The 21,755-nt window shown below is 60.4% G+C and carries 22 protein-coding genes; 14 read left to right on the top strand and 8 right to left on the bottom strand.

The window, feature by feature from the left end; genetic code table 11:
- Positions 1–238 precede the first annotated feature (238 nt).
- The 7 genes from ASC74_RS28965 to ASC74_RS28935 all read left to right on the top strand — a co-directional run bounded on the left by ASC74_RS28965 (position 239) and on the right by ASC74_RS28935 (position 7,901).
- Positions 239–1,306, top strand: coding sequence for a DUF2333 family protein (locus tag ASC74_RS28965; RefSeq protein ID WP_056746213.1), 1,068 nt, complete (start codon positions 239–241; stop codon positions 1,304–1,306).
- Positions 1,307–1,309: 3 nt separating this feature from the next.
- Positions 1,310–1,867, top strand: coding sequence for an NUDIX hydrolase (locus tag ASC74_RS28960; protein ID WP_008153742.1), 558 nt, complete (start codon positions 1,310–1,312; stop codon positions 1,865–1,867).
- A gap of 280 nt (positions 1,868–2,147) precedes the next feature.
- Complete coding sequence (locus ASC74_RS28955; RefSeq protein WP_007907444.1) at positions 2,148–2,519, top strand: translation initiation factor Sui1; 372 nt, start codon at positions 2,148–2,150, stop codon at positions 2,517–2,519.
- A gap of 218 nt (positions 2,520–2,737) precedes the next feature.
- Complete coding sequence (gene speA / locus ASC74_RS28950) at positions 2,738–4,651, top strand: arginine decarboxylase (RefSeq protein WP_008153741.1); 1,914 nt, start codon at positions 2,738–2,740, stop codon at positions 4,649–4,651.
- A gap of 233 nt (positions 4,652–4,884) precedes the next feature.
- Positions 4,885–6,228, top strand: coding sequence for a contractile injection system protein, VgrG/Pvc8 family (locus ASC74_RS28945; RefSeq protein WP_056746209.1), 1,344 nt, complete (start codon positions 4,885–4,887; stop codon positions 6,226–6,228).
- On the top strand, positions 6,225–7,007 hold the full coding sequence (locus ASC74_RS28940) for a DUF4123 domain-containing protein (RefSeq protein WP_056746207.1): 783 nt from the start codon (positions 6,225–6,227) through the stop codon (positions 7,005–7,007). The genes ASC74_RS28945 and ASC74_RS28940 overlap by 4 nt, the downstream gene beginning before the upstream one ends.
- Positions 7,008–7,025: 18 nt before the next feature.
- A complete protein-coding gene (locus tag ASC74_RS28935; RefSeq protein ID WP_056746205.1) occupies positions 7,026–7,901 on the top strand; it encodes an alpha/beta hydrolase in 876 nt (291 codons plus the stop codon).
- On the opposite strand, the gene ASC74_RS28930 is transcribed toward ASC74_RS28935, so the two are convergent.
- Positions 7,895–9,244, bottom strand: a complete 1,350-nt coding sequence (locus ASC74_RS28930; RefSeq protein WP_056746203.1) for an MATE family efflux transporter — start codon at positions 9,242–9,244, stop codon at positions 7,895–7,897. The two genes, ASC74_RS28935 and ASC74_RS28930, sit on opposite strands and share 7 nt — an antisense overlap.
- A 157-nt stretch (positions 9,245–9,401) precedes the next feature.
- Complete coding sequence (locus tag ASC74_RS28925) at positions 9,402–9,695, bottom strand: hypothetical protein (protein WP_046044745.1); 294 nt, start codon at positions 9,693–9,695, stop codon at positions 9,402–9,404.
- Between the two features lie 162 nt (positions 9,696–9,857).
- On the opposite strand from ASC74_RS28925, the gene ASC74_RS28920 reads away from it, so the two are divergent.
- The 5 genes from ASC74_RS28920 to ASC74_RS28900 all read left to right on the top strand — a co-directional run bounded on the left by ASC74_RS28920 (position 9,858) and on the right by ASC74_RS28900 (position 14,318).
- Entirely contained in the window at positions 9,858–10,160 is a 303-nt protein-coding gene (locus ASC74_RS28920; protein WP_050681964.1) for a MazG-like family protein, read from the top strand.
- Positions 10,160–10,909, top strand: a complete 750-nt coding sequence (locus ASC74_RS28915; RefSeq protein WP_056746201.1) for a methyltransferase domain-containing protein — start codon at positions 10,160–10,162, stop codon at positions 10,907–10,909. The genes ASC74_RS28920 and ASC74_RS28915 overlap by 1 nt, the downstream gene beginning before the upstream one ends.
- A 12-nt stretch (positions 10,910–10,921) precedes the next feature.
- Entirely contained in the window at positions 10,922–11,536 is a 615-nt protein-coding gene (locus ASC74_RS28910; RefSeq protein ID WP_056746198.1) for a DUF4136 domain-containing protein, read from the top strand.
- 54 nt (positions 11,537–11,590) lie between these two features.
- Positions 11,591–12,148: a DUF4136 domain-containing protein gene (locus tag ASC74_RS28905; RefSeq protein WP_056746195.1), complete on the top strand. Its 558-nt coding sequence runs from the start codon at positions 11,591–11,593 to the stop codon at positions 12,146–12,148.
- Positions 12,149–12,335: 187 nt separating this feature from the next.
- Positions 12,336–14,318, top strand: coding sequence for a pilus assembly protein TadG-related protein (locus ASC74_RS28900; RefSeq protein WP_056746194.1), 1,983 nt, complete (start codon positions 12,336–12,338; stop codon positions 14,316–14,318).
- Here the strand turns inward: ASC74_RS28900 and ASC74_RS28895 are convergent.
- Together ASC74_RS28895 and ASC74_RS28890 are read right to left on the bottom strand one after the other, a co-directional pair.
- Positions 14,288–17,041: a PAS domain-containing sensor histidine kinase gene (locus ASC74_RS28895; protein WP_056746192.1), complete on the bottom strand. Its 2,754-nt coding sequence runs from the start codon at positions 17,039–17,041 to the stop codon at positions 14,288–14,290. The two genes, ASC74_RS28900 and ASC74_RS28895, sit on opposite strands and share 31 nt — an antisense overlap.
- Positions 17,038–17,478: a TadE/TadG family type IV pilus assembly protein gene (locus ASC74_RS28890; RefSeq protein WP_056746190.1), complete on the bottom strand. Its 441-nt coding sequence runs from the start codon at positions 17,476–17,478 to the stop codon at positions 17,038–17,040. Before ASC74_RS28890 ends, ASC74_RS28895 begins: the two co-directional genes overlap by 4 nt.
- 75 nt (positions 17,479–17,553) lie before the next feature.
- Here ASC74_RS28890 and ASC74_RS28885 point away from each other — a divergent pair, with 75 nt between their 5' ends.
- Together ASC74_RS28885 and ASC74_RS28880 are read left to right on the top strand one after the other, a co-directional pair.
- Positions 17,554–18,024 (top strand): prepilin peptidase, encoded by a 471-nt coding sequence (locus tag ASC74_RS28885; protein WP_046044738.1) that lies wholly within the window; start codon positions 17,554–17,556, stop codon positions 18,022–18,024.
- 102 nt (positions 18,025–18,126) lie between these two features.
- Positions 18,127–18,909: a response regulator transcription factor gene (locus tag ASC74_RS28880; protein WP_056746189.1), complete on the top strand. Its 783-nt coding sequence runs from the start codon at positions 18,127–18,129 to the stop codon at positions 18,907–18,909.
- Between the two features lie 63 nt (positions 18,910–18,972).
- Here ASC74_RS28880 and ASC74_RS28875 read toward each other — a convergent pair whose 3' ends face one another.
- The 4 genes from ASC74_RS28875 to ASC74_RS28860 are packed head-to-tail and all read right to left on the bottom strand — an operon-like array spanning position 18,973 to position 21,754.
- Positions 18,973–19,248, bottom strand: a complete 276-nt coding sequence (locus ASC74_RS28875; protein WP_056746187.1) for a DUF3613 domain-containing protein — start codon at positions 19,246–19,248, stop codon at positions 18,973–18,975.
- 13 nt (positions 19,249–19,261) lie between these two features.
- Entirely contained in the window at positions 19,262–19,972 is a 711-nt protein-coding gene (locus tag ASC74_RS28870) for a hypothetical protein (protein ID WP_056746185.1), read from the bottom strand.
- A 10-nt stretch (positions 19,973–19,982) separates the two neighbouring features.
- Positions 19,983–20,873 (bottom strand): type II secretion system F family protein, encoded by an 891-nt coding sequence (locus tag ASC74_RS28865; RefSeq protein ID WP_056746183.1) that lies wholly within the window; start codon positions 20,871–20,873, stop codon positions 19,983–19,985.
- Entirely contained in the window at positions 20,870–21,754 is an 885-nt protein-coding gene (locus ASC74_RS28860; protein ID WP_056746182.1) for a type II secretion system F family protein, read from the bottom strand. The genes ASC74_RS28865 and ASC74_RS28860 overlap by 4 nt, the downstream gene beginning before the upstream one ends.
- Between the last annotated feature and the right edge of the window lies 1 nt (position 21,755).

Raw genomic sequence — 21,755 nt, 5'->3', positions numbered from 1 at the left:
TGCTAGCACCTCTTTTCCATCGCATGAGTGTCGTACGTCAATTAACTGCAAAGCGACCTGATTCAGTTTCTGACCGACTGGTCGCATAGGATCAAAGCTGTGCTTCATTTATAGTGGCCGTCGATCATGGTCATTGTGCGGGTAGTGTTTGCGCAGGATTTAATGCGCGGCAAACGAGGCACGATGAGATAGGGTTGTGGTCGAACCGATGAACTCAAGTGATTGAAAGGATATCGCCATGCTGGACTGGAAGAACCGCGCGGGCAGCGCGCCTGAACGTGCCGCTGAACCGAAATCGGCCACCCGTAGTTACTTGGGTGGCCTGTTGTTCAGCCGGGCGTTGGCCACTCTGATTGCCATTTACTTGTTGGTGGCTATTGCGCTGGGCTGGTACTGGAGCCAGGAACCTGCGCTGTTCCCGGTTCAGCAGAACGCCCAGATGGCCGCCGAGAAAGAAGGCAAGCAAATGGTCATCGGCTACACCACGGTCGAAACCCTCAAGACCGTCGCCGGTACTTTGCTGACCAAACCGGGTGGCTATATCTCCAACGACCGTTTCCCGCCGGGCCTGTGGATGGATAACACGCCGAGCTGGGAATATGGCGTGCTGGTCCAGGTCCGCGACCTGAGTCGTGCACTGCGTAAAGACTTCGCTCGTTCCCAGTCGCAGTCCACCGAAGACGCTGACCTGGCCAAGGCCGAGCCGCGCTTCAACTTCGACAACAAGAGCTGGGTACTGCCCTCCAGTGAGTCCGAATACCAGGAAGGCATCAACTCCCTGAGCCGTTATCAGGCGCGCCTGTCCGACCCGAGTCAGAAAAGCGCGCTGTTCTATGCCCGCGCCGACAACCTGAACAACTGGCTGGGCGACGTCGGCACCCGTTTGGGTTCGCTGTCGCAACGGCTGTCGGCCAGCGTTGGCCGGGTCAAACTCAACACCGCGCTGAAAACCGAAGTCGTCGCACCGGGTCAGGTGCCGCAGGTTGACGAAGAAATCGTCGAGACCCCGTGGATGCAGATCGACAACGTGTTCTACGAAGCGCGCGGTCAGGCGTGGGCCTTGTCCCATCTGCTGCGCGCCATCGAAGTCGACTTCGCCGATGTGCTGGCCAAGAAGAACGCCACGGTCAGCGTGCGTCAGATCATTCGTGAACTGGAAGCCTCGCAGGAACCGGTCTGGAGTCCTATGATCCTTAATGGCAGCGGCTTCGGGGTGCTGGCCAACCACTCGCTGGTCATGGCCAACTACATCTCCCGGGCCAACGCCGCAGTGATCGATTTGCGTCAATTGCTCAATCAGGGCTAAGTCATGGTCGATAGCGCCAGAGAGGTCGCGCACCGCGCGGCCTCGGATGCCGAACAGATCGCCTGGGTTGACGAGCAGGACAACCTGCTCGGCGCCCTGGTCCGCTCCGACCTGCGTGAACGCGGGCTGATCGGGCGCGGCACTTACATCATGCTGTTCAATTCCGCCGGTGAACTCTGCGTGCATCGACGCACGCTGAGCAAAGCCATTTATCCAGGTTTCTGGGACGTGGCGGCGGGGGGCATGGTGCTCGCGACCGAAACCTACGCCGAATCGGCGGCCCGCGAACTGGAGGAAGAGCTGGGTGTGAGCGGCGTGGAACTGACCGCCCATGATCATTTTTTCTTCGAAGACACCGGCAATCGGCTCTGGTGTTCGGCGTTTTCGGCGGTGTGGGACGGTCCGTTGATCCTGCAACCCGAAGAAGTCCTTGAAGCGCGCTTTATCCCCGTCGATCAGGTCCTGCTGGAAATCCAGCAAAAGCCTTATTGCCCGGACTCTCTGGCCGCATTGAAGCGGTATCTTCGGGCCCGTGGGTCGGACGTCGCAAAAGAGGCATAAATTGGCGCCGATTGGCTCTTAGCAAGTCGGCTTTTTGCCGTTACACTGCGCGACCTTTTCAAGCTGAACCGGCATTGCTTTTTGTAGGAGCTGCCGCAGGCTGCGATCTTTTGACTTTGCTTTTGAGTCAAAATCAAAAGATCGCAGCCTCGTTGCACTCGTCAGCTCCTACACGGGTTGTACCGTTTCAGTAGCGCTGCCCCTGCCTGAGTGGGGCTTCGCGGTCGATAGCCTTGCCCAAGTGCTGCGACCAGTCTTTGTCCTCCCAAGAGGATTGCCGGTGGCCAAAAAAGCCGCATCCTTCGCCGCCCTTGGTGGCCTGGTATTTTCCACCGACGCAGGTCGTCATTGCCCGGATTGCAGTCAACCGGTGGATGCCTGCATCTGCAAACAGACCGTTATCCCGGCCGGCGACGGCATCGCTCGCGTGCGTCGCGAAAGCAAGGGCCGTGGCGGCAAGACGGTGACCACCATCACCGGCGTGCCGTTGGCCGAAGACGCGCTCAAGGACCTGGCGACCACGTTGAAGAAACGTTGCGGGACCGGTGGTGCGTTGAAAGACGGAATCATTGAAATCCAGGGCGATCATGTCGAGCTACTCTTGGCCGAGCTGATCAAACACGGTTTCAAAGCGAAGAAGTCCGGCGGCTAGCAGTCTCTGTGAAAACCACCCTCGGCTTGATCCAGCCCTGATCCGATTCAGGTCTGGCGTCGTCTACATGGTTTTCACAGAGCCTGTTCTGACCGGTTTCTAAACTCACTGCGGTCAGCGAGGTCTATCCCCTCGTTGACGAACCGTCATTTTCATTCTTTAGACTGCGCCGGCCTGAACCCAGGCGACGCTCTATGACTTCTTTATAGGGGACTTCAATGTCCGTACGACGCACACGCAAAGACGATGGCAGCCAATGGACAGTTGCGGACAGCCGCAGTGTTTACGGGATTCGCCATTGGGGGGCCGGGTACTTCGCGATCAATGACGCCGGTCGCGTCGAAGTTCGTCCGAACGGTCCGACCAGTTCGCCTATCGACCTGTTCGAGCAAGTCGACCAGCTGCGTAAAAGCGGCCTGTCCTTGCCGTTGCTGGTGCGTTTCCCTGACATTCTGCAAGATCGCGTGCGTCAGCTGACCGGCGCGTTCGACGCCAACATCGAGCGTCTGGAATACCAGAGCAAGTACACCGCGCTGTACCCGATCAAGGTTAACCAGCAAGAAGCGGTGATCGAGAACATCATTGCCACCCAAGACGTGTCCATTGGTCTTGAAGCCGGCTCCAAGCCTGAGCTGCTGGCCGTGCTGGCCCTGGCGCCGAAGGGCGGCACCATCGTCTGCAACGGCTACAAGGATCGCGAGTTCATTCGTCTGGCGCTGATGGGCCAGAAGCTCGGCCACAACGTGTTCATCGTGATCGAGAAAGAATCCGAAGTCGGGTTGGTGATCGAAGAAGCCGCCTCGCTCAAGGTCAAACCTCAGGTTGGCCTGCGCGTGCGCCTGTCGTCCCTGGCGTCGAGCAAGTGGGCCGACACCGGTGGCGAGAAATCCAAGTTCGGTCTGTCGGCGGCGCAACTGCTGTCGGTGGTCGAGCGTTTCCGCGCGGCTGGCCTGGATCAGGGCATTCGCCTGTTGCACTTCCACATGGGCTCGCAGATCGCCAACCTGGCGGACTACCAGCACGGCTTCAAGGAAGCGATTCGTTACTACGGCGAACTGCGCAACCTCGGCCTGCCGGTGGACCACATCGACGTCGGCGGCGGTTTGGGCGTGGACTACGACGGTACGCACTCGCGTAACGCCAGCTCGATCAACTACGACATGGACGATTACGCCGGTGTTGTGGTCGGGATGCTCAAGGAATTCTGCGACGCGCAGAACCTGCCGCACCCGAACATCTTCTCCGAAAGCGGCCGCTCCCTGACCGCTCACCACGCCATGCTGGTGGTGCAAGTGACCGACGTCGAGAAACACAACGACGACGTGCCGCAGATCGACAACAAGGAAGAACTGCCGGAAACCGTGCAGTGGCTGGTTGACCTGCTGGGCCCGACCGACATCGAGATGGTCACCGAAACCTACTGGCGCGCCACTCACTACATGAGCGACATCGCGACCCAGTACGCCGATGGCAAGTTGACCCTGGCCGAGAAAGCCCTGGCCGAGCAATGCTACTTCGCCGTGTGCCGTCGCCTGCACAACTCGTTGAAGGCTCGTCAGCGTTCGCACCGTCAGGTGCTCGACGAACTCAACGACAAACTGGCCGACAAGTACATCTGCAATTTCTCGGTATTCCAGAGCCTGCCGGACACTTGGGCCATCGGCCAGGTGTTGCCGATCCTGCCGCTGCACCGTCTCGACGAAGAGCCGCTGCGCCGTGCCGTGCTGCAAGATCTGACCTGCGATTCCGACGGCAAGATCAAGCAATACGTCGACGAGCAGAGCATTGAAACCAGCCTGCCGGTTCACGGTTTGAACGACGGTGAAGACTACTTGCTGGGTATCTTCCTGGTCGGCGCCTACCAGGAAATTCTCGGCGACATGCACAACCTGTTCGGTGACACCGACTCGGTGAACATCTACCAGAACGCTGACGGCAGTGTGTACCACGCGGGTATCGAAACCCACGACACTATCGAAGACATGCTGCGTTACGTGCACTTGTCGCCGGAAGAGTTGATGACCCACTACCGCGACAAATGCGCCAGTGCCCGCATCACCGCCGCCGAGCGTACCCAGTTCCTCGACGCGCTGCGTCTGGGTCTGACCCGTTCCTCTTACCTGTCTTCTTGAGGTAAGGCACCGCTCTCATCAGGTTGTCTGAAAATGTTCCGCACGCTGCGGAAATTTCAGATGGCTTGGTGGGATGCCTCTCTGATTTCAAGCGAAATGACTTACATTCTTGGTCATCCAAGTGATGTGGTCTTCTTTTCGCGTAGGTCATTTCCTAAGTTGTACTTCGGCACTCTACTCGGCCAACTCTCTCGGAGAGAATCCCCGACCGCCCCTCCTGTAGAGAATCGCCGATGTTCGATCCAGTCAACGAGCCGTCATTTCGTCTGGATGTAGAGGGTCTGCCCGACCCCTTTGAGGTCTTGGCGTTTACCGGTAGAGAAGCCATCAGCGAGCCTTTTGTGTTCGACGTGGATCTGCTGATCGATGACCCGACACTCGACCTTGCAAGCCTGCTGTACCGTTCGGCCTTTTTGCATGTCGGGCCTGCGGGAAATGGCTTTCACGGACAATTGCATGAACTCGTCCAACGTGACCATGACTTGGCTGTCAGGCTCTGCCGCGTACGTCTGGGGCCGAAGCTGGCGTGCCTTTCCCTGCGCTTTAGTCAGCGAATTTTCAGCGCGCGCTCGGTGCCGCAAATCCTCAGTCAGGTGCTCAAGGAGCACGGTATTGTCGGCAAGAATCGGCGCTTTGAGTTGGGTCGCGAATACCCGCCCCGTGATTTCTGTACGCAGTATCAGGAATCGGATCTGCAATTTATCCAGCGACTGTGTGCCCAGGAACGGCTTCATTTCCATTTCGAACACTGCGCGCTCGGGCATTGCGTGGTTTTCGGTGATGGTCAGGGGCACTTTCGTTTCGGTGAGAGCGCGGCCTTCCAGGTCGAGAGCGAGCAGTCGGCGGTGCGTCAGTTCAAGGTTCAGGGTTGCGCTGATGCAGCCCGAGAGGGGCAACGAACCGCGCAGATTGCCGAAGGTCGCACGGACCTGACGGCGCTGCGCAGCGGTCAGTTGATGCCGCTGTCCGGTCATCCGATCGCTGACTGGAATCATCTCTGGCTGCTGACCCATATCGAGCATCAGGGCAGCCAGGATTTAACGGCGTCCTACAGCAACCAGATCCGCGCGATTCACTGGCAGGTGCCTTTTGTAGCGCCTCATTGCGCAGTGAAACCCAGGATGCACAGCCTGCAACGGGCCTGGGTGGTCAACATTGATGAGTCATGCCCCGATCCGTCCAGACCGGTTGCCGTGCAATTTGACTGGCTCTATCAGGGCGAGGGCGCGGTGCCCAGCCACAGTTGGCTGCCGGTGGCCGCTGAACTGGGCGACGCGGCAGTCACGCAGTTGAGTGAGGGGGCCGAGGTGGTGGTGAGCTTTATCGAGGGGGATCCGGATCAGCCGCTGATTACCGGGTTTCTTCACGTTCCTTCGTCCGTTGAAGAGGCTGAGGAGGTCGGCCCGCCGCGCACATCCGCGACAGATGATGTCGAGGGCTTGCTGGAGCTTCTGCGATCGAGCGAGCCATTGATGTTGTTATGTCTGCTGCCCGGTGGCGGCAGTTTCAACCATTGCACGCAGGCCCTCTGCACCTGCCGGGCGGCGAAGCGGTTTGGCCAGAGCGGTTCGGCATGATCGTCGCGACCCCGCAATGGCTATTGCTGGATGTGCCGGGTGCGCCACAGGCGGGGGCGATGCTGCAACAGCAATTTGCGCATGCCCGGTGGTTCTGGTTGTTCGAAGGCACTGAGTGGCATGCGTTGCGTGAACACGGCCCGGCCCTGATCGACCTTCGGACATGCCCAGCGCTGGCCGGGTTGTGCCACAGCGAAGTGCCCCTCTGGCGTGGCTTGCTGATGGCCAGCGAGGTGTCGTCGTCGCAGTTGCTGGAGCATTTGCGCCGCATGCTCACGGTCACGTTCGGCCTGCATCATCGAGCCTTGTTGAGTTACTACAACCCGCAAACGGCCAGTTACTTGTTCGATGCCTGCGATGCGCAGGAGCTGAGTCGCTGGCTGGGTCCTATCAGCCATTTGCGCTGGTTCGGCGGGACGTGGGCCGACCATGCGATCGGCAGTCAGGGCTGGCAGCAGTTGGTCAATCCGGGGCTTGCCGTCAGCCCTTTGGCGGTTGAAGAAAACCTCAGTCCTCGTCAGCAGGAAAAACTGCAAACCTGCCTGCTGGAGCAACATGCCTGGCACTGGAGTCGGTCCACCGGGACTGACTACAACACGCTGTGGTCCCACGTGCAGGAAGGGCTGGCGCTGGATTTTACCGAGCGCCCGGTACTCGATGACTGGTTATGGCTACGCTTGCAGTACCCCGGCGCTTTGACTGGGCACGCATTGCCGGGACTCACCCAGCAGGAGCGTCTCGATAGCCTGCGCAACCGGTGGCAGAACGATCAGCCCTGAACACGAGGTTCAACATCGATGGCGAGCACCACACGGCGGTTGTTCAGCCTGATAATCGGCGGCGTAATGCTGGCTGTGATGACGGCGTGCTCGCCGCTGAAGTTGCTCAATGCGCTGACCCCCGACGCAACCTGCGACAAGACCGAGGGCATTGCCTATGGCGCTGATCCGCGGCAAAAGCTCGATGTGTATGTGCCGCGCCCTCCCATGAAAAACGCCCCGGTGGTGGTGTTTTTCTACGGCGGTAGCTGGAACAGCGGTTTACGCAGCGATTACGCTTTTGTCGGCGAGGCCCTGGCGTCCCGGGGAATTATTGCGGTGCTGGCGGACTATCGGTTGTATCCACAGGTGCGTTACCCGCTGTTCCTTGAAGATGGCGCCCGGGCTGTGGCCTGGACCCATGAACACATTCGGCAGTATGGCGGGAACCCGCAACGGTTGTACCTGATGGGCCACAGTTCCGGGGCCTACAACGTCGCGATGCTGGCGCTGGATCCCGGGTTACTGGGGGCGGTGGGCCTGTCGCCGCACAACCTCAGCGGCTGGATCGGTCTGGCCGGGCCTTATGATTTTCTGCCGGTCAAGAATCCGCAGGTGCGCCCGGTGTTTTTCTGGCCGGACTCACCACCCCGGTCGCAGCCGATCAATCATGTCAGTCGCGGCGCGCCACCGGCCTTGTTGATCGCGGCGAGCGACGATGAGCTGGTCAACCCGGCCCGCAACACCGGTGGTCTGGCGCGCAAACTGCGCGAGGCGGGCGTGCCGGTGCAGGACCTGTATTTCTCGCGCACCGGCCACGCCACGCTGGTGGCGACGCTGTCCCGGCCCCTGCGCGGTTTGGCTCCGGTGCTGGATGTGGTCACGGCCTTCGTCAAAGCCACGCCGACTCAGTGAGCTTTGCCTGCGAACCAGCCGTCGCTTTTGTGCAGGTACCAGGCAAACGCGCCGAGGGTCAGGCTGCGCAGCAACATGAACAATAGAAAGGTTATCCACAGTCCATGGTTGCCAAAACCTTGCAGCGCCCAGGCGAACGGCAGCAACAAAACCACCGTCAGCAGCATGCCGTTGCGCATTTCCCGGGCACGGGTGGCGCCGATAAACAACCCGTCGAGCAGGTAGCTCCAGACCGCGATCAGCGGCAGCGCGGCGAGGTAGGGCAGGTAGATGAACGCCGTGTCGCGCACGCTCTGAATGTTGGTCTGCATCTCGATAAACAGATGCCCGGCGAACAGGAACAGCACGGCAAAGCCCAGACTCGCCAGCAACGACCAACCGCAGGCCACCACCAATGAGCGGCGCAGGGCCTCTCGATCGCGAGCGCCGATGGCATGCCCGCAAAGGGCTTCCACGGCGTGGGCCAGGCCGTCCAGCGCATGGGCGGTCAGCAGCAAACCATTGAGCAGCAGCGCGTTGGCGGCGACGGTGGCATCACCCAGTCGCGCGCCTTGCACGGTGATCAGGAAAAACACCGATTGCAGCGCCAGGCTGCGGATGAAAATGTCGCGGTTGACCGCCAATAGCGGTCGCCAACTCTGCCACAGCGCCAGCGCTGCCCAGGCGATGTGGCCGGGATAGGCGCGCAGGGCGTTGCGGGTCATCAGCAGGCCGATCAGCGCGCCGGTCCACTCGGCGATCACCGATGCTCGGGCGGCACCGACCACACCCCACTCCAGCCCGAGAACGAACCACAGGTTCAGCGCGATATTCACCAGGTTGGTGCTCAGCAGAATGGCCAACGGCGCCCGGGCGTTCTGAGTGCCGAGGAACCAGCCGACCAGCGCATAACTGGCCAGCGCCGCCGGCAGACCGAACAGGCGCGTGTGGAAAAATTCGCGGGTCAGTTGATCCAGCTCCGCCGACGGCTGCATGAAGTGCAGCGCGACCCCACTCAACGGCACACCCAGTGCTCCCAGGACAATGGCCAGGCCCATGGCCAGCAACAGACCCTGCAGCAAGATCTGCCGCAATGCCGCGCCGTCCCCACGCCCGGCGGCCTGTGCGGCGAACCCGGTGGTGCCCATGCGCAGAAAACCCATGGCCCAGGCGAGAAAGGTATACAGGCTGGCCCCGACCGCGACGGCGCCCAACTGATGGGCATGGGGCAAGTGGCCGATGACGGTACTGTCGACCAGCGCCACCAGCGGGACGGAAATGTTCGAGAGAATCATCGGCGCAGCGAGCGCCCAGACTCGACGATGGGTAGGGCGGTCGCGCCAGTCGGCGATCAGGTTGGACATGCAGGCTCCTTGGGGGAGCGGGCATTGTAGCGGTAGATGTCGATCAGAGAACCCATGTGGGAGCGAGCCTGCTCGCGAAGACGGCAGCACATCCGACAATGATGTGACTGACAAACCGCTTTCGCGAGAAGGCTCGCTCCCACAGGGGGCCGTGGTGTTAGTGGATTATCCAGCTCAACAACCACAACCCCAGCAGCAACCAGATAATCCCCATGATGATCGACGCATTCATGAACGCCCGAATCGCCGACCACAACAGCATCAACCCCAAAATCAGCGCAACGATGCTGATGATCGACGCGTCCATGCCCAGCGCACGGGACAGCCCTTCGACAAAGTTGCTGCCGGCGTGGCTCAGCAGATTGAACAAGCCACTGAGGCCGTCAACGATGAAACGGATAACCGAACCGAGTACCTGGCCGAGCCATTCGAAAAAACTTTCTACCTGCATGTCGTGAGCGTCCTTGATGAAAGTGGTGGCGTGGTTGCCGGACTTGAGCCTTGGGCTATCGAGCAGGGTGCCGAGTTCCCTCCAATCATAGTGGTTTTGCAGCGCTTGCCGCTTGCCTTCATTCCTTATCCCCCCGAAGCTATACGCCTTCAGGAGAGCCCGATGAACCTTGTTGAACTGACCGAACGCCTGCACGCCATCCGTGACCGCAATGACTGGCGGCAATTTCACAGCCCGAAAAACCTGGCCATGGCCGCGAGCGTGGAAATGTCCGAGCTGGTGGAGATTTTCCAGTGGCTGAGCGAAGACCAGTCGCGCCAGTTGCCGGCGGACACACTGGCCCATGCCGGGCAGGAAATCGGTGACATCGTGCTCTATCTACTGCTGCTGTGCAGCGAGTTGGGGTTGGACATGAATGAAGTGGTGCGCAGCAAACTCGCGGACAGCGAACGGAGGTTCAGCTGATGAGCGACCGTCATTTCGATCAACTGGCGACCCGCTTCGCCGAAAAAATCTACGGCGGTGCCAAAGGCGCGATCCGTCTGGCGGTGCTTCAGGCCGACCTGGCCGAAACCCTGCCGGACCGACCGTTGCGCGTACTGGACATCGGCGCGGGTCTGGGCCACATGTCGTTGTGGCTGGCCCAGCGCGGCCATGACGTCACGCTGGCCGAGCCCGCCGAGCCGATGCTCGAAGGCGCCCGTCAGCGCTTTGCCGACGCCGGGCAAACAGCGACGTTCATTCAGGCGCCGTGGCAGGATCTGCTCGGCCAACTCACCGAACCCTACGACCTGGTGCTGTGCCACGCCGTGCTGGAATGGCTGGCCGAACCGCATGCGATCCTGCCGGTGCTGCATCAATTGACCAAACCAGATGGCTGGTTGTCCCTGGCCTTCTACAACCGCGATGCGTTGATCTATCGCAACCTGCTCAAAGGCCATTTTCGCAAGATGCGCAAGAACGACATGGCCGGCGAGAAACAGAGCCTGACCCCGCAGCAGCCCCTTGATCCACGGGAACTGGCGGCGCAACTTGAGGGCATGTGGCAGGTCGAAACCCAGAGCGGGGTGCGGGTTTTTCACGATTACATGCCAGTGGAATTCCAGGCCCGCGCCGAACTGGTGGATTTGCTGGAAATGGAGCTGGCCCACCGTCGTCACCCAAGCTTTGCCGGGCTTGGGCGCTACTTGCACTGGATCTGTCGGCCGGTCTGATCGGAGCGCGAAATGAACAGTCGTTCAGGGTTATTGGTGATCTGTCTCGGGTTGGCGGCGTGCCAGGGCAGCAACCCTTATGTGGCGTCATCCAACCCCTTGCCACCCGCGCCGCCTCAGGCGGCCAACACCTTTGACCACAGCGCCTACCCGGCCCCGCCGCGCGACTACGGGCGCTATCGCAGCTGGGCCTGGCTCAACGGGCAGCTGCCGCCGGGCAGCGCCTGGGCGGATTCGGCGCAGGTCGCCGAAGCCGTCAGCAATGCCCTTGATCAACGTGGCTTGCGCCCGCTGCACGATAATCGCCCGGCCGACCTGTTTGTCAGCGCCGACCTGCACCTGGAAACCCGCCTGCGTCAGGTTCGGGACGACTATGGTTACTACGGCGGCGGTTATGGCGGTTACAACCGCTACGGCAGCGGTTATGGCATGTACAACACCGTGCCGATCGTTCGGACTTATCAGGAACAGGTCGTGGTGGTGCGGGTTGATTTGTTTGACGCCCAGAGCGGTCAACCGGTGTGGAGTGCCAGCGCCGAAACCAGCAATCGCGACAGCCAGAGCGAGCGTGCCGATGCCATACGGGAGGCTGTAGAAAAGGCGATGTCGGCGTATCCTCCTAGTTAGCTTCTGTCGTTAAGAAGCATTGCGCAGGTTCATGTCTTCAACCGGAGAAATATCATGTTCCGCCGTCTCGCTTTACTGGCTGTGGCCGTGCTGCTCACTGCCTGCGCCGGCAGCCAGGTCAATCATGACTTCGATGCCAGCCGCGACTTCGCCACCTATCGCAGCTGGAGCTGGAAAGAACCCGCCCTGCAATATCGCCCCGATGACCCACGGATCAAGAGTGACCTGACTGAGCAACGCATCCGCCAATCGGTGACCGATCAGCTGGATCAGCGAGGCCTGCGTCCGGCTGCGGGTGGCCAAAAGGGCGATTTGAGCGTGCAGACCTATCTGATCGTCGAGCAGCGCCAGCAACAAGTAACCACCAACTACGGCGGCGCTTGGGGTAATCCATGGAACGGCTACTGGGGTGGGCCGATGTACAACGAAACCCGTAACGTCAGCTACAAAGTGGCAATCATCCAGATCGACCTGCTCGACGGCAAGGACGGAAAACTGGTGTGGCGCGGCAGTGACGAGCAGATACTCAGCCGCACACCGAACCCGTCGGATCGCAGCACGGCGATACGCGAAACGGTCGGGCGAATTCTCGCCAACTACCCACCCAAATAAACAGCTGGAAGATCAAAAGATCGCAGCCTTCGGCAGCTCCTACAGGGGTACATCAATCCAATTGTAGGAGCTGCCGAAGGCTGCGATCTTTTGCTTGCGATCTGCGAGCAGCCCGGAAAAGCGCCAACTACACTGCTGTTCACCCATGGAGGTAACCCTCGGCTGTGCACCGGCAAAGGAGTGCGCGATGTCTCCCCGTTTGCAGTTTCGCAGCCCGTCCCGGCAACGGGGGGCGATCGGTTTGATGGCGGCGCTGACATTGGGCATGGCCCTGATGTTCTTGCTGGTCGTGGTCGACAGCGGTCGTTTGTACCTGAAAAAACGTGACCTGCAGCGCGTAGCGGACATGGCCGCACTTGAAGCTTCCACCCGAGGGGGTGATTGCTCCGCTGGCAACACCGCCACCGTCTATGCCACCGCCAGCGCAAACCGTAACGGCTTCACCCTTCCTGACCCCAATCACAATCTGCTGGTCGCTTGCGGCGCCTTGACCCTGGATGCCAATAACCTTCGAGTATTTGGCGCCGACCCGAGCAAGAGCGAAGCCATTCGGGTGATCGCCAGCCATTCGGTCCAGCAGAGCCTCGCCGGCGGTATCGGCGCCTTGTTCGGTGGCGCTCCACGCGCGGCAACCATCAACCTGACGGCCAGCGCTGTCGCCGCATTACCGCCACCGCAGGCTTCGCTGACCCTGCGCAGCACGACGTTGAGCGTCGACACCAGCAAGTCGGCCACGCTCAACGCGCTGTTCGGTGGTTTGCTCGGGGGTAACCTGAACATCAACGCGGCGGGCTGGAACGGATTGGTGAACACCAACATCAGCCTGCTCGGTTACCTCGATCGATTGAAGGTCGACCTTAACCTCAGCGCTGCCGGGTATAACCAGGTATTGGGCAATACGATTGCCGTCAGCCAGCTGATTCAGACCGCCGTCAATGTACTGGACCCCGGCGGCACACTCGGCGCGACCGCCACCATTGCGAGTCTTCAAGCGCTGAAGGTAGCGGCAGGTGCAACCACCGTCGTACTCGGCAACGTGCTGCACGTCGAGGCGGGCAGCACCGTGACGGCGCTGGGGACCAACCTGAAAGTGTTCGACCTGATTGAAGCGGTCGTGCAACTGGCCAACAAGAAAAACGGCCTGGTGGCGACCCTGCCGATCAACCTCGCGGGGCTGGCGCAAATCACCGCTCGGGTGCAGATACTGGAGCCGCCACAGCTCTCGGCCATCGGCAATCCGAAAAGCGCCGCGCTCGCGCCGTTGGGGCCCAACCGGATCTATGTGAAAACCGCTCAGGTGCGTACATTGCTGTCGATCGACTTGCCGGTGCTCGATTCCATCGTGGCGCTAATCAATGCGGCGGCTGATCTGGCAGGCCCGCTGACCAACACACTCAACGCCTTGCTCAATCTCAACCTGGTGGGAGTGCTCAACTCACTGACCTGTGCCTTGCTCGTGCCCTGTCAGACTCCCGACATCATCGTGCTGCCGCCACCGATACGTATCGACGTGGCGCTCGACGTTGCCAGCGCCAACAGCTATGTCACTGCCTACAGTTGCGTCAGTACCACCAACAAAACCCTGACCACCAACACCAGCACTTCGCTGGTAAATCTGAAGATCGGCAAGATCGATCCAGCCACCGCTTTCGGTAGCAACACCACGCCACCGGCGGTAGTGGTGCAGCCGTTGAAGGTGATCGATATCGGGGTGAAAACCTGTCTGAGGATTCTGTTCCTGCCCATCTCCTGCGACCCGCGAATTCCAGGCGTCGGCGGTGGCATCGATATCATGGCCGACACCACCGTGGCGCAGAGCGCCAACATGCCGCACGTTTATTCCGCACCGCCGGCCACCAGCCTGCCGGAGATCAACCAGCCACCGTTCTACTATTCCTATTCCACCAGCAATATCGTCAGCAGCCTTACCGACACGCTGACCAATATCAAGGTCAACATGTACGGCCCGACGGGCAGTCTGGTCGGTGGTCTGGGAGCGATCCTCAGCACTGTCACGACATTGCTGGTCAACGCGATCAACAGCGTGCTCAGCCCGTTACTCGACACCTTGATCAACACCCTGCTGCTCAGCCTGGGGATCGATCTGAACAAGGTTGATGTCGGCGCCAACCTCAGTTGTCACTCAGGACGAGCGACACTGGTGATCTGATCGTCGGCGGCAATCGGCAGTTCGATACAAAACCGTGCGCCCTCGACCGAGTTTCTGACGCTCAGTTTTCCACCCATGTTCTCGACGATGCCGTAACTCACCGACAACCCGAGCCCGGTGCCGACGCCCACGGGTTTGGTGGTGAAGAACGGCTCGAAAATCCGCTCCAGCAACCGCGGATCGATACCGCCGCCGTTGTCCTCGACCCACAGTCGCACCGTATACTCATCACGTTCGGCGTACACCGAGATCCACGGTTTGAACTCGCGGTCGGCCTCGCGTTTGCCGAGCAACGCATCCCGCGCGTTGACCATCAGATTGATCAACACCTGTTCGAGCTGATCGACGTAACCGCGCACTTGCACTTCAAACCCGGTCTCGTTGACCCGCAGGTCGACCCCTTTGCCGCGCATCCCTTCGGCCAGCAGCGACAGCGTGCCTTCGATGGCTTGCGCCGGATTAAACGGATGCTGCTCGATCTCCGAGCGGCGGCCAAATACCCGCATATGATCCACCACCCGCGCGGCGCGCTGGACCTGTGCATCGATGCGGTTGAGCTTGTCGGTCAGGTAGTCGATCTGCGCATCGCCGTTGCTCAAACGCTTGAGTACGTTGACGATGGCCATGCGCATCACATTCAACGGCTGATTGATTTCATGGGCCAGCCCTGTGGCCATTTCACCGAGGGTGGCCATTTTTGCACTTTGGGTGAGCTGCTGCTGGGCGCGGCGGACCTCGGTGTTGTCGCGACCCACGGCCTGAATCTCCAGCAAATGGCCGTGTTCATCGAACACCCCGCGATCCGACCACACCCACCAGGCATGTTCCCGTCCCGGCAGTTGCAGGTTGATTTCCGCGGTGCTGACCGGGAATTCCGGGCTGAGTCGGCTGAGCCGCTGGAGAAACGCTTCGCGCTGTTCCTGCGACATCCAGCTGCCCAGATTCACCCCGGGCAGTTGCTCGGGCTGGCACTCCAGGTAAGTCGCCAGCGGGCGGTTGCCGAAGGTCAGGGTCAGGTCCGGGCGGTAGCGACAGATCATCGCCGGAGAGTCTTCCACCAGGATCCGGTAGCGTTCTTCACTCTGCTTCACCTGTTCGGCGGCCAGGGTAGCTTCGGTGACGTCCAGCCACAGGCCGACGGCTTCCACCGGCAAGCCAAGGTCGTCGCGCAGTAGCTTGGCTTCATCGAGTAGCCAGTGGTATTCGCCACGACTGTCGCGCAGCCGATAGCGGGCGCGCACCGAACCTTCACGCAGCAAATGTCGGGTACGTTCGAAGTACCGATCGCGGTCCTCCGGGTGGACCCTTTCAACCAAGGTCCCCGTCGCGCAATCAGCCAGTGTCCAGCCGAGCAGCGGCAGTAGGCTGTCACTGAAAAACGTCGGTTGCAGCGCACCTTCGACATAGCGTTGCACGTAGATCACCGCCGGCGAGCTGGCGATCAGATTGTCCAGTCGGGCATGGGCTGCCGCGGCGTTTTGCTCCTGGTTTTTGATGTCGCTGATGTCGAGCATGAAGCCCACCAACCGCCGGCTTTTACCGATGCCCAGAACCTGGCCCTGCAGGCGATACCAGTTCGGCGTTTGTGCCAAACGCACGCACAGCAGCAGCGGGGTGCCGTCGTCTTGCAAGGTTTGCAGACGACTGCTCAGCTCTTCCCGGTCGGCGGGGTGCACCCGATCAAGCCAGTCGTGCAGCGGCAAACGATCGATCGCAAGGTTCAGGTGACTGGCCAGCGACGGCGCCAATTGCACCTCGCGACTGTCGCTGAACACCTCCCACCATCCGGTGCCGAGCAAAGCTTGCAGCGACTCCAGCCGTTCCAGTTGCAGCTGGTGCCGGTGCTCGCGCAGGCGCTCAAGCAACGGACCTGCCAGCGCGGCGGTCAGTTGTAACCAGTCGCGATCATTCAGGTCGGGCGCCTGTTGCTGCACCGGATAAAGGCCACACAGCAACCAGGCGACCACACCCTGAGCATCGTGATAGGGCACCGCGAACCCTTCGGCATTGCCGAAGATGCCTTGCAAACGGGGGTGTTCAGCGGGCGTCAGGCATTGCGGCGCAGAGCCGTTCAGGCTGTCGAGCCCGGTGCCCAGGCGCTGAGTGTTTTGCCACAGGTGGGGCGCATCGAAGGCCGTGTATTGCTGGTGTATCTGCCAGCCTTCTTCCTGTTCATCGAGTAGCGCCACCGCAATGCATGGCATGTGGAAACGCTGGGCCAGGCCTTGCAGTTGTTCCGCCAACACCTCGGGCAGGCGCGTCAGGTTGCACCGGCGCAACTGTTCGCCGATCTGCGCTGCGAGTAATTGGCATTGCTCGCGGCTGCGTGATTGCCGGCGATCGAGCAACAAGTCACCGATGTCCAGCAACTGCAACAGCCAGGCATCGGCCAATGGCTGGACCCAGCCACGCAAGTGCAGGGGTTGTCCGCTGAGGCTGTAAAAGTCCAGGTCCAGACTCTGTCCCTGCCAGTCGACGGGCGAGCCTTCAACGGCGAGGCCGCTGTGAGGCATGAGGAAATCGAGCAGGTGCGGTGCTTGCGCCGCGGGCGTCTGCTGGGCCAGCACATGCCGCAGCGGGCCGGTCAGGTGAATCACTCGACCTTCGGCATCCAGGTGCATCTGCAAACCGACACTTTGCACGCTCAGGGTGTCTGGCGTGTCCACTGGCTGAGGCGGATGGCGGTTGAGCAGGCGCCCGAAGAGTTTGTCTGCGGAACTCAAAATTGCAGGCTCGAACTGGCGGTGAGGTTTGCCGGCAGATTCGGCACTTGGCCAATCCCCGGCAAGTTCAGAAACGGGATGACCTGCTGCAATTTGCTGGTGGGGTAGCTGATGCTGACCTTCAACACCCCGCCCACGTAGGTGGCGCTGGTGTCGGTGGCGACATTGAAATTCAGTGCGGCAGGAATCCAGGCCAGCTGTCGGCTCAGTTCTGTCGTGGCAATGGTTTTTACCGCGGTGTCGTACCCGGGGGTGCTCGGATCCAGCGCCACGCTTCGGCGCACCGCTTCGGCGGTCGACTGGGTGAACGATTGCATCAGCAACAGCGGCAAGCTGTAAGTGACAATTCCATAAAACACGGCGAAAAAGATAAGAAACACCAAAGCGAATTCAATCGCTACTGCGCCTTTTTGCTTACGGGGGAGGCCTATTTTCATGACTGCGTCTACCCTGATATTCACAACGTGATATCAGCATAGAATCATTCAGCCAAAACGGACGTTTTTTACCGGATGCAGAGCTTTGTATTACTGATCTGGCTGACGCTATGCGCAGCACAGGATGCTCGAGAACGGCACATCGCCAATGGCCTGACCCTTGGCGCAGGGGTGTTGGCGCTGGCGTATCTCCTGTGGACGGGCACTACCTGGCTGGGGGCCGAGGCGGTGCAGGGCGGCTGGGCTTTTTTGCTGGCGCTGGCCTTTACCTTGCCCGGTTATGCGCTGAGACGCTTGGGCGCAGGCGATGTGAAACTAATGACCGGCCTGGGCCTGGCGACGGACGGCATGCACCTGCTCGGCGTGTTCATCGGTGCCGGATTGGCCAGTGTGCTGTGGCTGCTGCTGGCGCCAAGAGTCTGGCTTCATATGGGCCAAGGGCTTAGAAATCGTCTTCAATATCTGGGGCCTGGAATGTCAAAGAAACAGCCCTTTGCACCCTTCGTATTGGTGGGCCTGTTGCTCACACTCGCCTGGTTTCACTAGTCGCCTGCTCTATGTACAGAGTCGGAAAGTACGTCTACTTTCAACTCAGAAGTTGTACAGCCGTAGAGGAATGGTCAACGTTGACCTTGCAGGGAGTCGCACGTGAACAAGCTATCTTCGGCAGTAAAAATCCTTGTGGTCGACGACCAGCCGTTGATTGCCGCAGAGCTCTGTGGGTTTCTTGAAGGCCGCGGTTACCGTTGCGTTTCTTGCGAGACTGGCGAACAGGCCGTCGAGCGTTTCAATGAAGACGAAGCGATCAGCCTGGTGCTTTGCGATTTGCACATGCCCGGTCTGGACGGGATTCAACTGGTTCAGGAGCTGCAACGGTTATCCGGCAAGCACCGTGTGTTTGAAGCAATCATGCTCACTGGGCGTGCGGACAAGCAGGATGTGATCAAGGCCTTGCGGGCCGGGTTTGCCGATTACTACCAGAAGCCGATTAATCTGGGTGAGTTGCTCGAAGGGATTGCGCGTCAGGCAGTGGTTTTGCAGGAACGGCAGAAGAGTCTGCAGCTAGGGCATCTGGATCAGAAGCTGCAGTATCTTGCCGAGTCGATCGATGATCTGTATCAGGATCTGGATAAGGTTCGGCGTGGGCCGCGGTTGTCGGTTTCCCCAGATGACGATGTCAGTGCTGTGGGCCGGGTTGAGATTCCGGCGATTTTCAGTCAGCTGTCGCCAAGGCAGTTGGAGGTGGCGCGGTTGGTGGGGAAGGGGCAGACGAATTATCAGATTGCCTGTGAGTTGGGAATTACCGAGAACACGGTGAAGCTTTATGTGTCGCAGGTTTTGCGGTTGACGCATATGCATAATCGGACGCAGTTGGCGCTGGCTTTGTTACCCAGTCATTCTGGATTGCGTCAGGGGGTGACTGCGCATTAGGTTTTGTTGGTGTGCAGTCAGCCCAAAAACGCTATCCCCAAGCGTCCAGTTCCCGGATCAAGACTACCCCCCCGTCCCACTGTCCACCTGCCCGCTCTCATACTGATCAAAGTACTCCGGGATCTCATGCTGATAGCTTTTCAACCAACGCTGCATGCTCAGCTCGCGCTCGGTCGCGGTTGAGGTTTGCGGTTTCTGGGACGCCGCCTTGTTGCTTCTTTGCAGTTGCAGCCAGCCTTCGGTTTCCTGTTGTTGGGCCGAGGCGGGACCGGGGTCGATGGCGTAAGTGGTGAGGGGCAGGGCCAGCAGGCCGATGCAGCAGAGGATGGTCGGTTTCATCAAAAGCCTCTCCCTATTGAAGTGTCGGTGTGGCGACGGCGACCTGGTTTACGGCGGTCGGGCCGGACTTGCTCGGTGTCTTGAGTCTTTGCGCGCGGGCCTGGGCTTCGGTGACTTGGGCGGGACTCAGGCCGAGACGACTGACGAGTTCGGCCGCGCGGCTCCAGTCGTCCTGGTAGATCAGCAGTGTTACCAGGTTCAACGCGGCCAGTTGATCGCTTTGCTTGAGTTCCATGGCCGTCAGAAATTCAAAGCTCGCATCCTCGACACGTAATTGGTTGAGGTACACCACACCGAGGTCGTTGCGGATTTTCTCGTCGGTCGGTGCTAGCCGTGCGGCCCGTTGCAAGTGGGCTTGTGCCAGGCCGTTGTCGCCCTTGGCGGCGGCAAGTTGGCCGAGGCCGTGTTCGGCTTCGGCGGCCAGGCAACTGCCGAGCAGGCTGCGGTACAACGGCTCGGCTTCGCTGCGGCCCAGCAGTCGATAGACCTTGGCCTTGCGCAGGCGCACGTCGGCCAGGTTGTCGGGCAGGCTTTGCAGGTTGGCGAGGCTGGCGTGCAGTTTGCCGTCATTGGCCATGTCATCGGCGAGGTTCAGCGACAGCTGCTCCTCGGAGGTCAGCTTGGCGCAACTGGCCGTATTGGTCAGGGCGCTCCAGGGCGTCGCACCGTTGCTCGCACAACCGCCTAATAGCAGCAGAGTCAAACCGGCAATTATTGCTTTCATAACGATCCCTCTAAGAACCAAAGGCATGGGACAGGGCGGTGAAGCCCGGGCCGGCCAGTACGATCAATAACGCCGGGAAGAGAAACAGCATCATCACGACGGACATTTTGGCGGACATCTTGGAGATGTATTCCTGCAGGCGCGTCAGGCGCCGGTCATCGAGCAATTGCTTGAGGGACAACAGGGATTTCATCGCACCGCCCCCCTGATGGATCAACTGCTCAAGGATGACGCAGGTGTCGGTGAACTCGTCGACGGCCAGCAATCGGGTGGCTTTGTTCAGTTCTTCGCCCAGTTCCAGGCCGGAATCGACCCTGGCCAGTATCAGACGCAATTCATGGGTCAGGGCCGGCAATAATTGTTTGCCTTCATTGCTCAACACGCGCAGCGACTGCTCCACCGCCATGCCCGATTCGAACAGGATGCGCAGTAGCGGGATGAAGGTGGAAATCTCGGTCGCCAGTTGTTTTTGCCGACGCAGCGCGGCTGCGGCCAGCAACCGTTTGGGCAACAGATAGCCGATGCCGGTGGCGAACATCGGGGCCATCCAGTGGTTGTCTGTGTGAGGGAAGAACACGCCCTGGATCAACAAGGTCAGGGCCAGCGCCAGCACCGGGGCGCCTACCTGGAACGCCGCGAACAGTGAACGTCGCCGGGCGCTGCGCCAGCCGAGACGGTTAAGCAATGCCTGGGTTTCGTTATCCAGGTTGACCGAGCGCTGACCGATCCGGCTGCTGCCCAGCAGCTGTAGCCACTGGTTTACCCGGTTGTCGCTCGCCAGTTTGCCGTCGAGTCGTTGCGCCACCTGGCGAACCCGCCGACGGTGTTCCAGCAAACCGCTGAGCAGCAACAGCGTTGCCCCCAGAAACAGCAATGCGCAGATCAGCAAAGGCACTTTCATACGCTGCGCAACATGTGCCAGAGCGCCAGGCTGCCGACCACCTGCAAGCCGAACGCGGACGCGAGCATGATTTGCCCTGAATGGTCGTGCCACATGGCGAGCAAGTAATGAGGGTTGGTCGCGAGGAAATAGCCGGCCAGACAAATCGGCAAACAGCCCAGGACCCACGCGGTCACCCGGGTTTCACCGGTCATGGCCCTGAGCTGGCGCGAAGCCTGCTCGCGCTCCCGAATCATCTTGATCAGGTTTTCCAGCAATTCGCTGGCATTGCCGCCATAGCGGTGATTGACCTTCAAGCCGAGCGCAAACAGGCGAAGTTCGTCTTTCTCATACAGCTCGGCGAGGTCTGCCGCGGCATCCGGCAGGCTGACCCCCAACTGCACGTTGCGCTGAATCCGCCCCATGGCGTTTTTCAGCGGGTCTTCAGCGGCGTCGATGGCGCCCAGCACCGCATCGGCCAGGGTGCGCCCGGACTTCAGACTGCGCACGGTGTGATCGAGCATTTGTGGCAGTTGTTCGATCATGCGCTGGAGTCGGCGCTGATAACGCCAATTGACATACAGACGCAGCATCAACGGCGGTAGCAGTAACAGAACCAGCAAGCCGCCCCAGCCACCGGTAGCAAATCCGAGCAAGATGCCAAAGGCCCAGAGCAACAGCCATACCCCCAGGCGCTTGGAGGGACGCCCAAGGCCGGCCCGCAGAAAAGCCCGATCCAGACCCGCCCAGGAGGTTTTCGTCAGTACCGGCTGCGGTTGCCCCTGGGTCAGGCGTCCCAGTACCCGCTCGGTGCCGGTCTGGCGCAATCCGCGATAAAACAGGCGGATCGACAGTCCGAGCAAGACCAGGCAAGCGAGGATGAGCAGCACCGGTTTGAGCATG

The sequence above is a fragment of the Pseudomonas sp. Root329 genome (assembly GCF_001424925.1).
Classification (GTDB): Bacteria; Pseudomonadota; Gammaproteobacteria; order Pseudomonadales; family Pseudomonadaceae; genus Aquipseudomonas; species Aquipseudomonas arabinosi.
The sequence above is the reverse complement of the archived record's forward strand: the minus strand, read 5'-3'. Positions and strand labels throughout refer to the sequence as shown.

Coding starts and splice junctions, on each gene's coding strand:
- ASC74_RS28965 (WP_056746213.1), top strand. CDS start 239: ATGCTGGACTGGAAGAACCGCGCGGGCAGCGCGCCTGAACGTGCCGCT.
- ASC74_RS28960 (WP_008153742.1), top strand. CDS start 1,310: ATGGTCGATAGCGCCAGAGAGGTCGCGCACCGCGCGGCCTCGGATGCC.
- speA (WP_008153741.1), top strand. CDS start 2,738: ATGTCCGTACGACGCACACGCAAAGACGATGGCAGCCAATGGACAGTT.
- ASC74_RS28945 (WP_056746209.1), top strand. CDS start 4,885: ATGTTCGATCCAGTCAACGAGCCGTCATTTCGTCTGGATGTAGAGGGT.
- ASC74_RS28940 (WP_056746207.1), top strand. CDS start 6,225: ATGATCGTCGCGACCCCGCAATGGCTATTGCTGGATGTGCCGGGTGCG.
- ASC74_RS28935 (WP_056746205.1), top strand. CDS start 7,026: ATGGCGAGCACCACACGGCGGTTGTTCAGCCTGATAATCGGCGGCGTA.
- ASC74_RS28930 (WP_056746203.1), bottom strand. CDS start 9,244: ATGTCCAACCTGATCGCCGACTGGCGCGACCGCCCTACCCATCGTCGA.
- ASC74_RS28925 (WP_046044745.1), bottom strand. CDS start 9,695: ATGCAGGTAGAAAGTTTTTTCGAATGGCTCGGCCAGGTACTCGGTTCG.
- ASC74_RS28920 (WP_050681964.1), top strand. CDS start 9,858: ATGAACCTTGTTGAACTGACCGAACGCCTGCACGCCATCCGTGACCGC.
- ASC74_RS28915 (WP_056746201.1), top strand. CDS start 10,160: ATGAGCGACCGTCATTTCGATCAACTGGCGACCCGCTTCGCCGAAAAA.
- ASC74_RS28910 (WP_056746198.1), top strand. CDS start 10,922: ATGAACAGTCGTTCAGGGTTATTGGTGATCTGTCTCGGGTTGGCGGCG.
- ASC74_RS28905 (WP_056746195.1), top strand. CDS start 11,591: ATGTTCCGCCGTCTCGCTTTACTGGCTGTGGCCGTGCTGCTCACTGCC.
- ASC74_RS28900 (WP_056746194.1), top strand. CDS start 12,336: ATGTCTCCCCGTTTGCAGTTTCGCAGCCCGTCCCGGCAACGGGGGGCG.
- ASC74_RS28890 (WP_056746190.1), bottom strand. CDS start 17,478: ATGAAAATAGGCCTCCCCCGTAAGCAAAAAGGCGCAGTAGCGATTGAA.
- ASC74_RS28885 (WP_046044738.1), top strand. CDS start 17,554: ATGCAGAGCTTTGTATTACTGATCTGGCTGACGCTATGCGCAGCACAG.
- ASC74_RS28875 (WP_056746187.1), bottom strand. CDS start 19,248: ATGAAACCGACCATCCTCTGCTGCATCGGCCTGCTGGCCCTGCCCCTC.
- ASC74_RS28870 (WP_056746185.1), bottom strand. CDS start 19,972: ATGAAAGCAATAATTGCCGGTTTGACTCTGCTGCTATTAGGCGGTTGT.
- ASC74_RS28865 (WP_056746183.1), bottom strand. CDS start 20,873: ATGAAAGTGCCTTTGCTGATCTGCGCATTGCTGTTTCTGGGGGCAACG.
- ASC74_RS28860 (WP_056746182.1), bottom strand. CDS start 21,754: ATGCTCAAACCGGTGCTGCTCATCCTCGCTTGCCTGGTCTTGCTCGGA.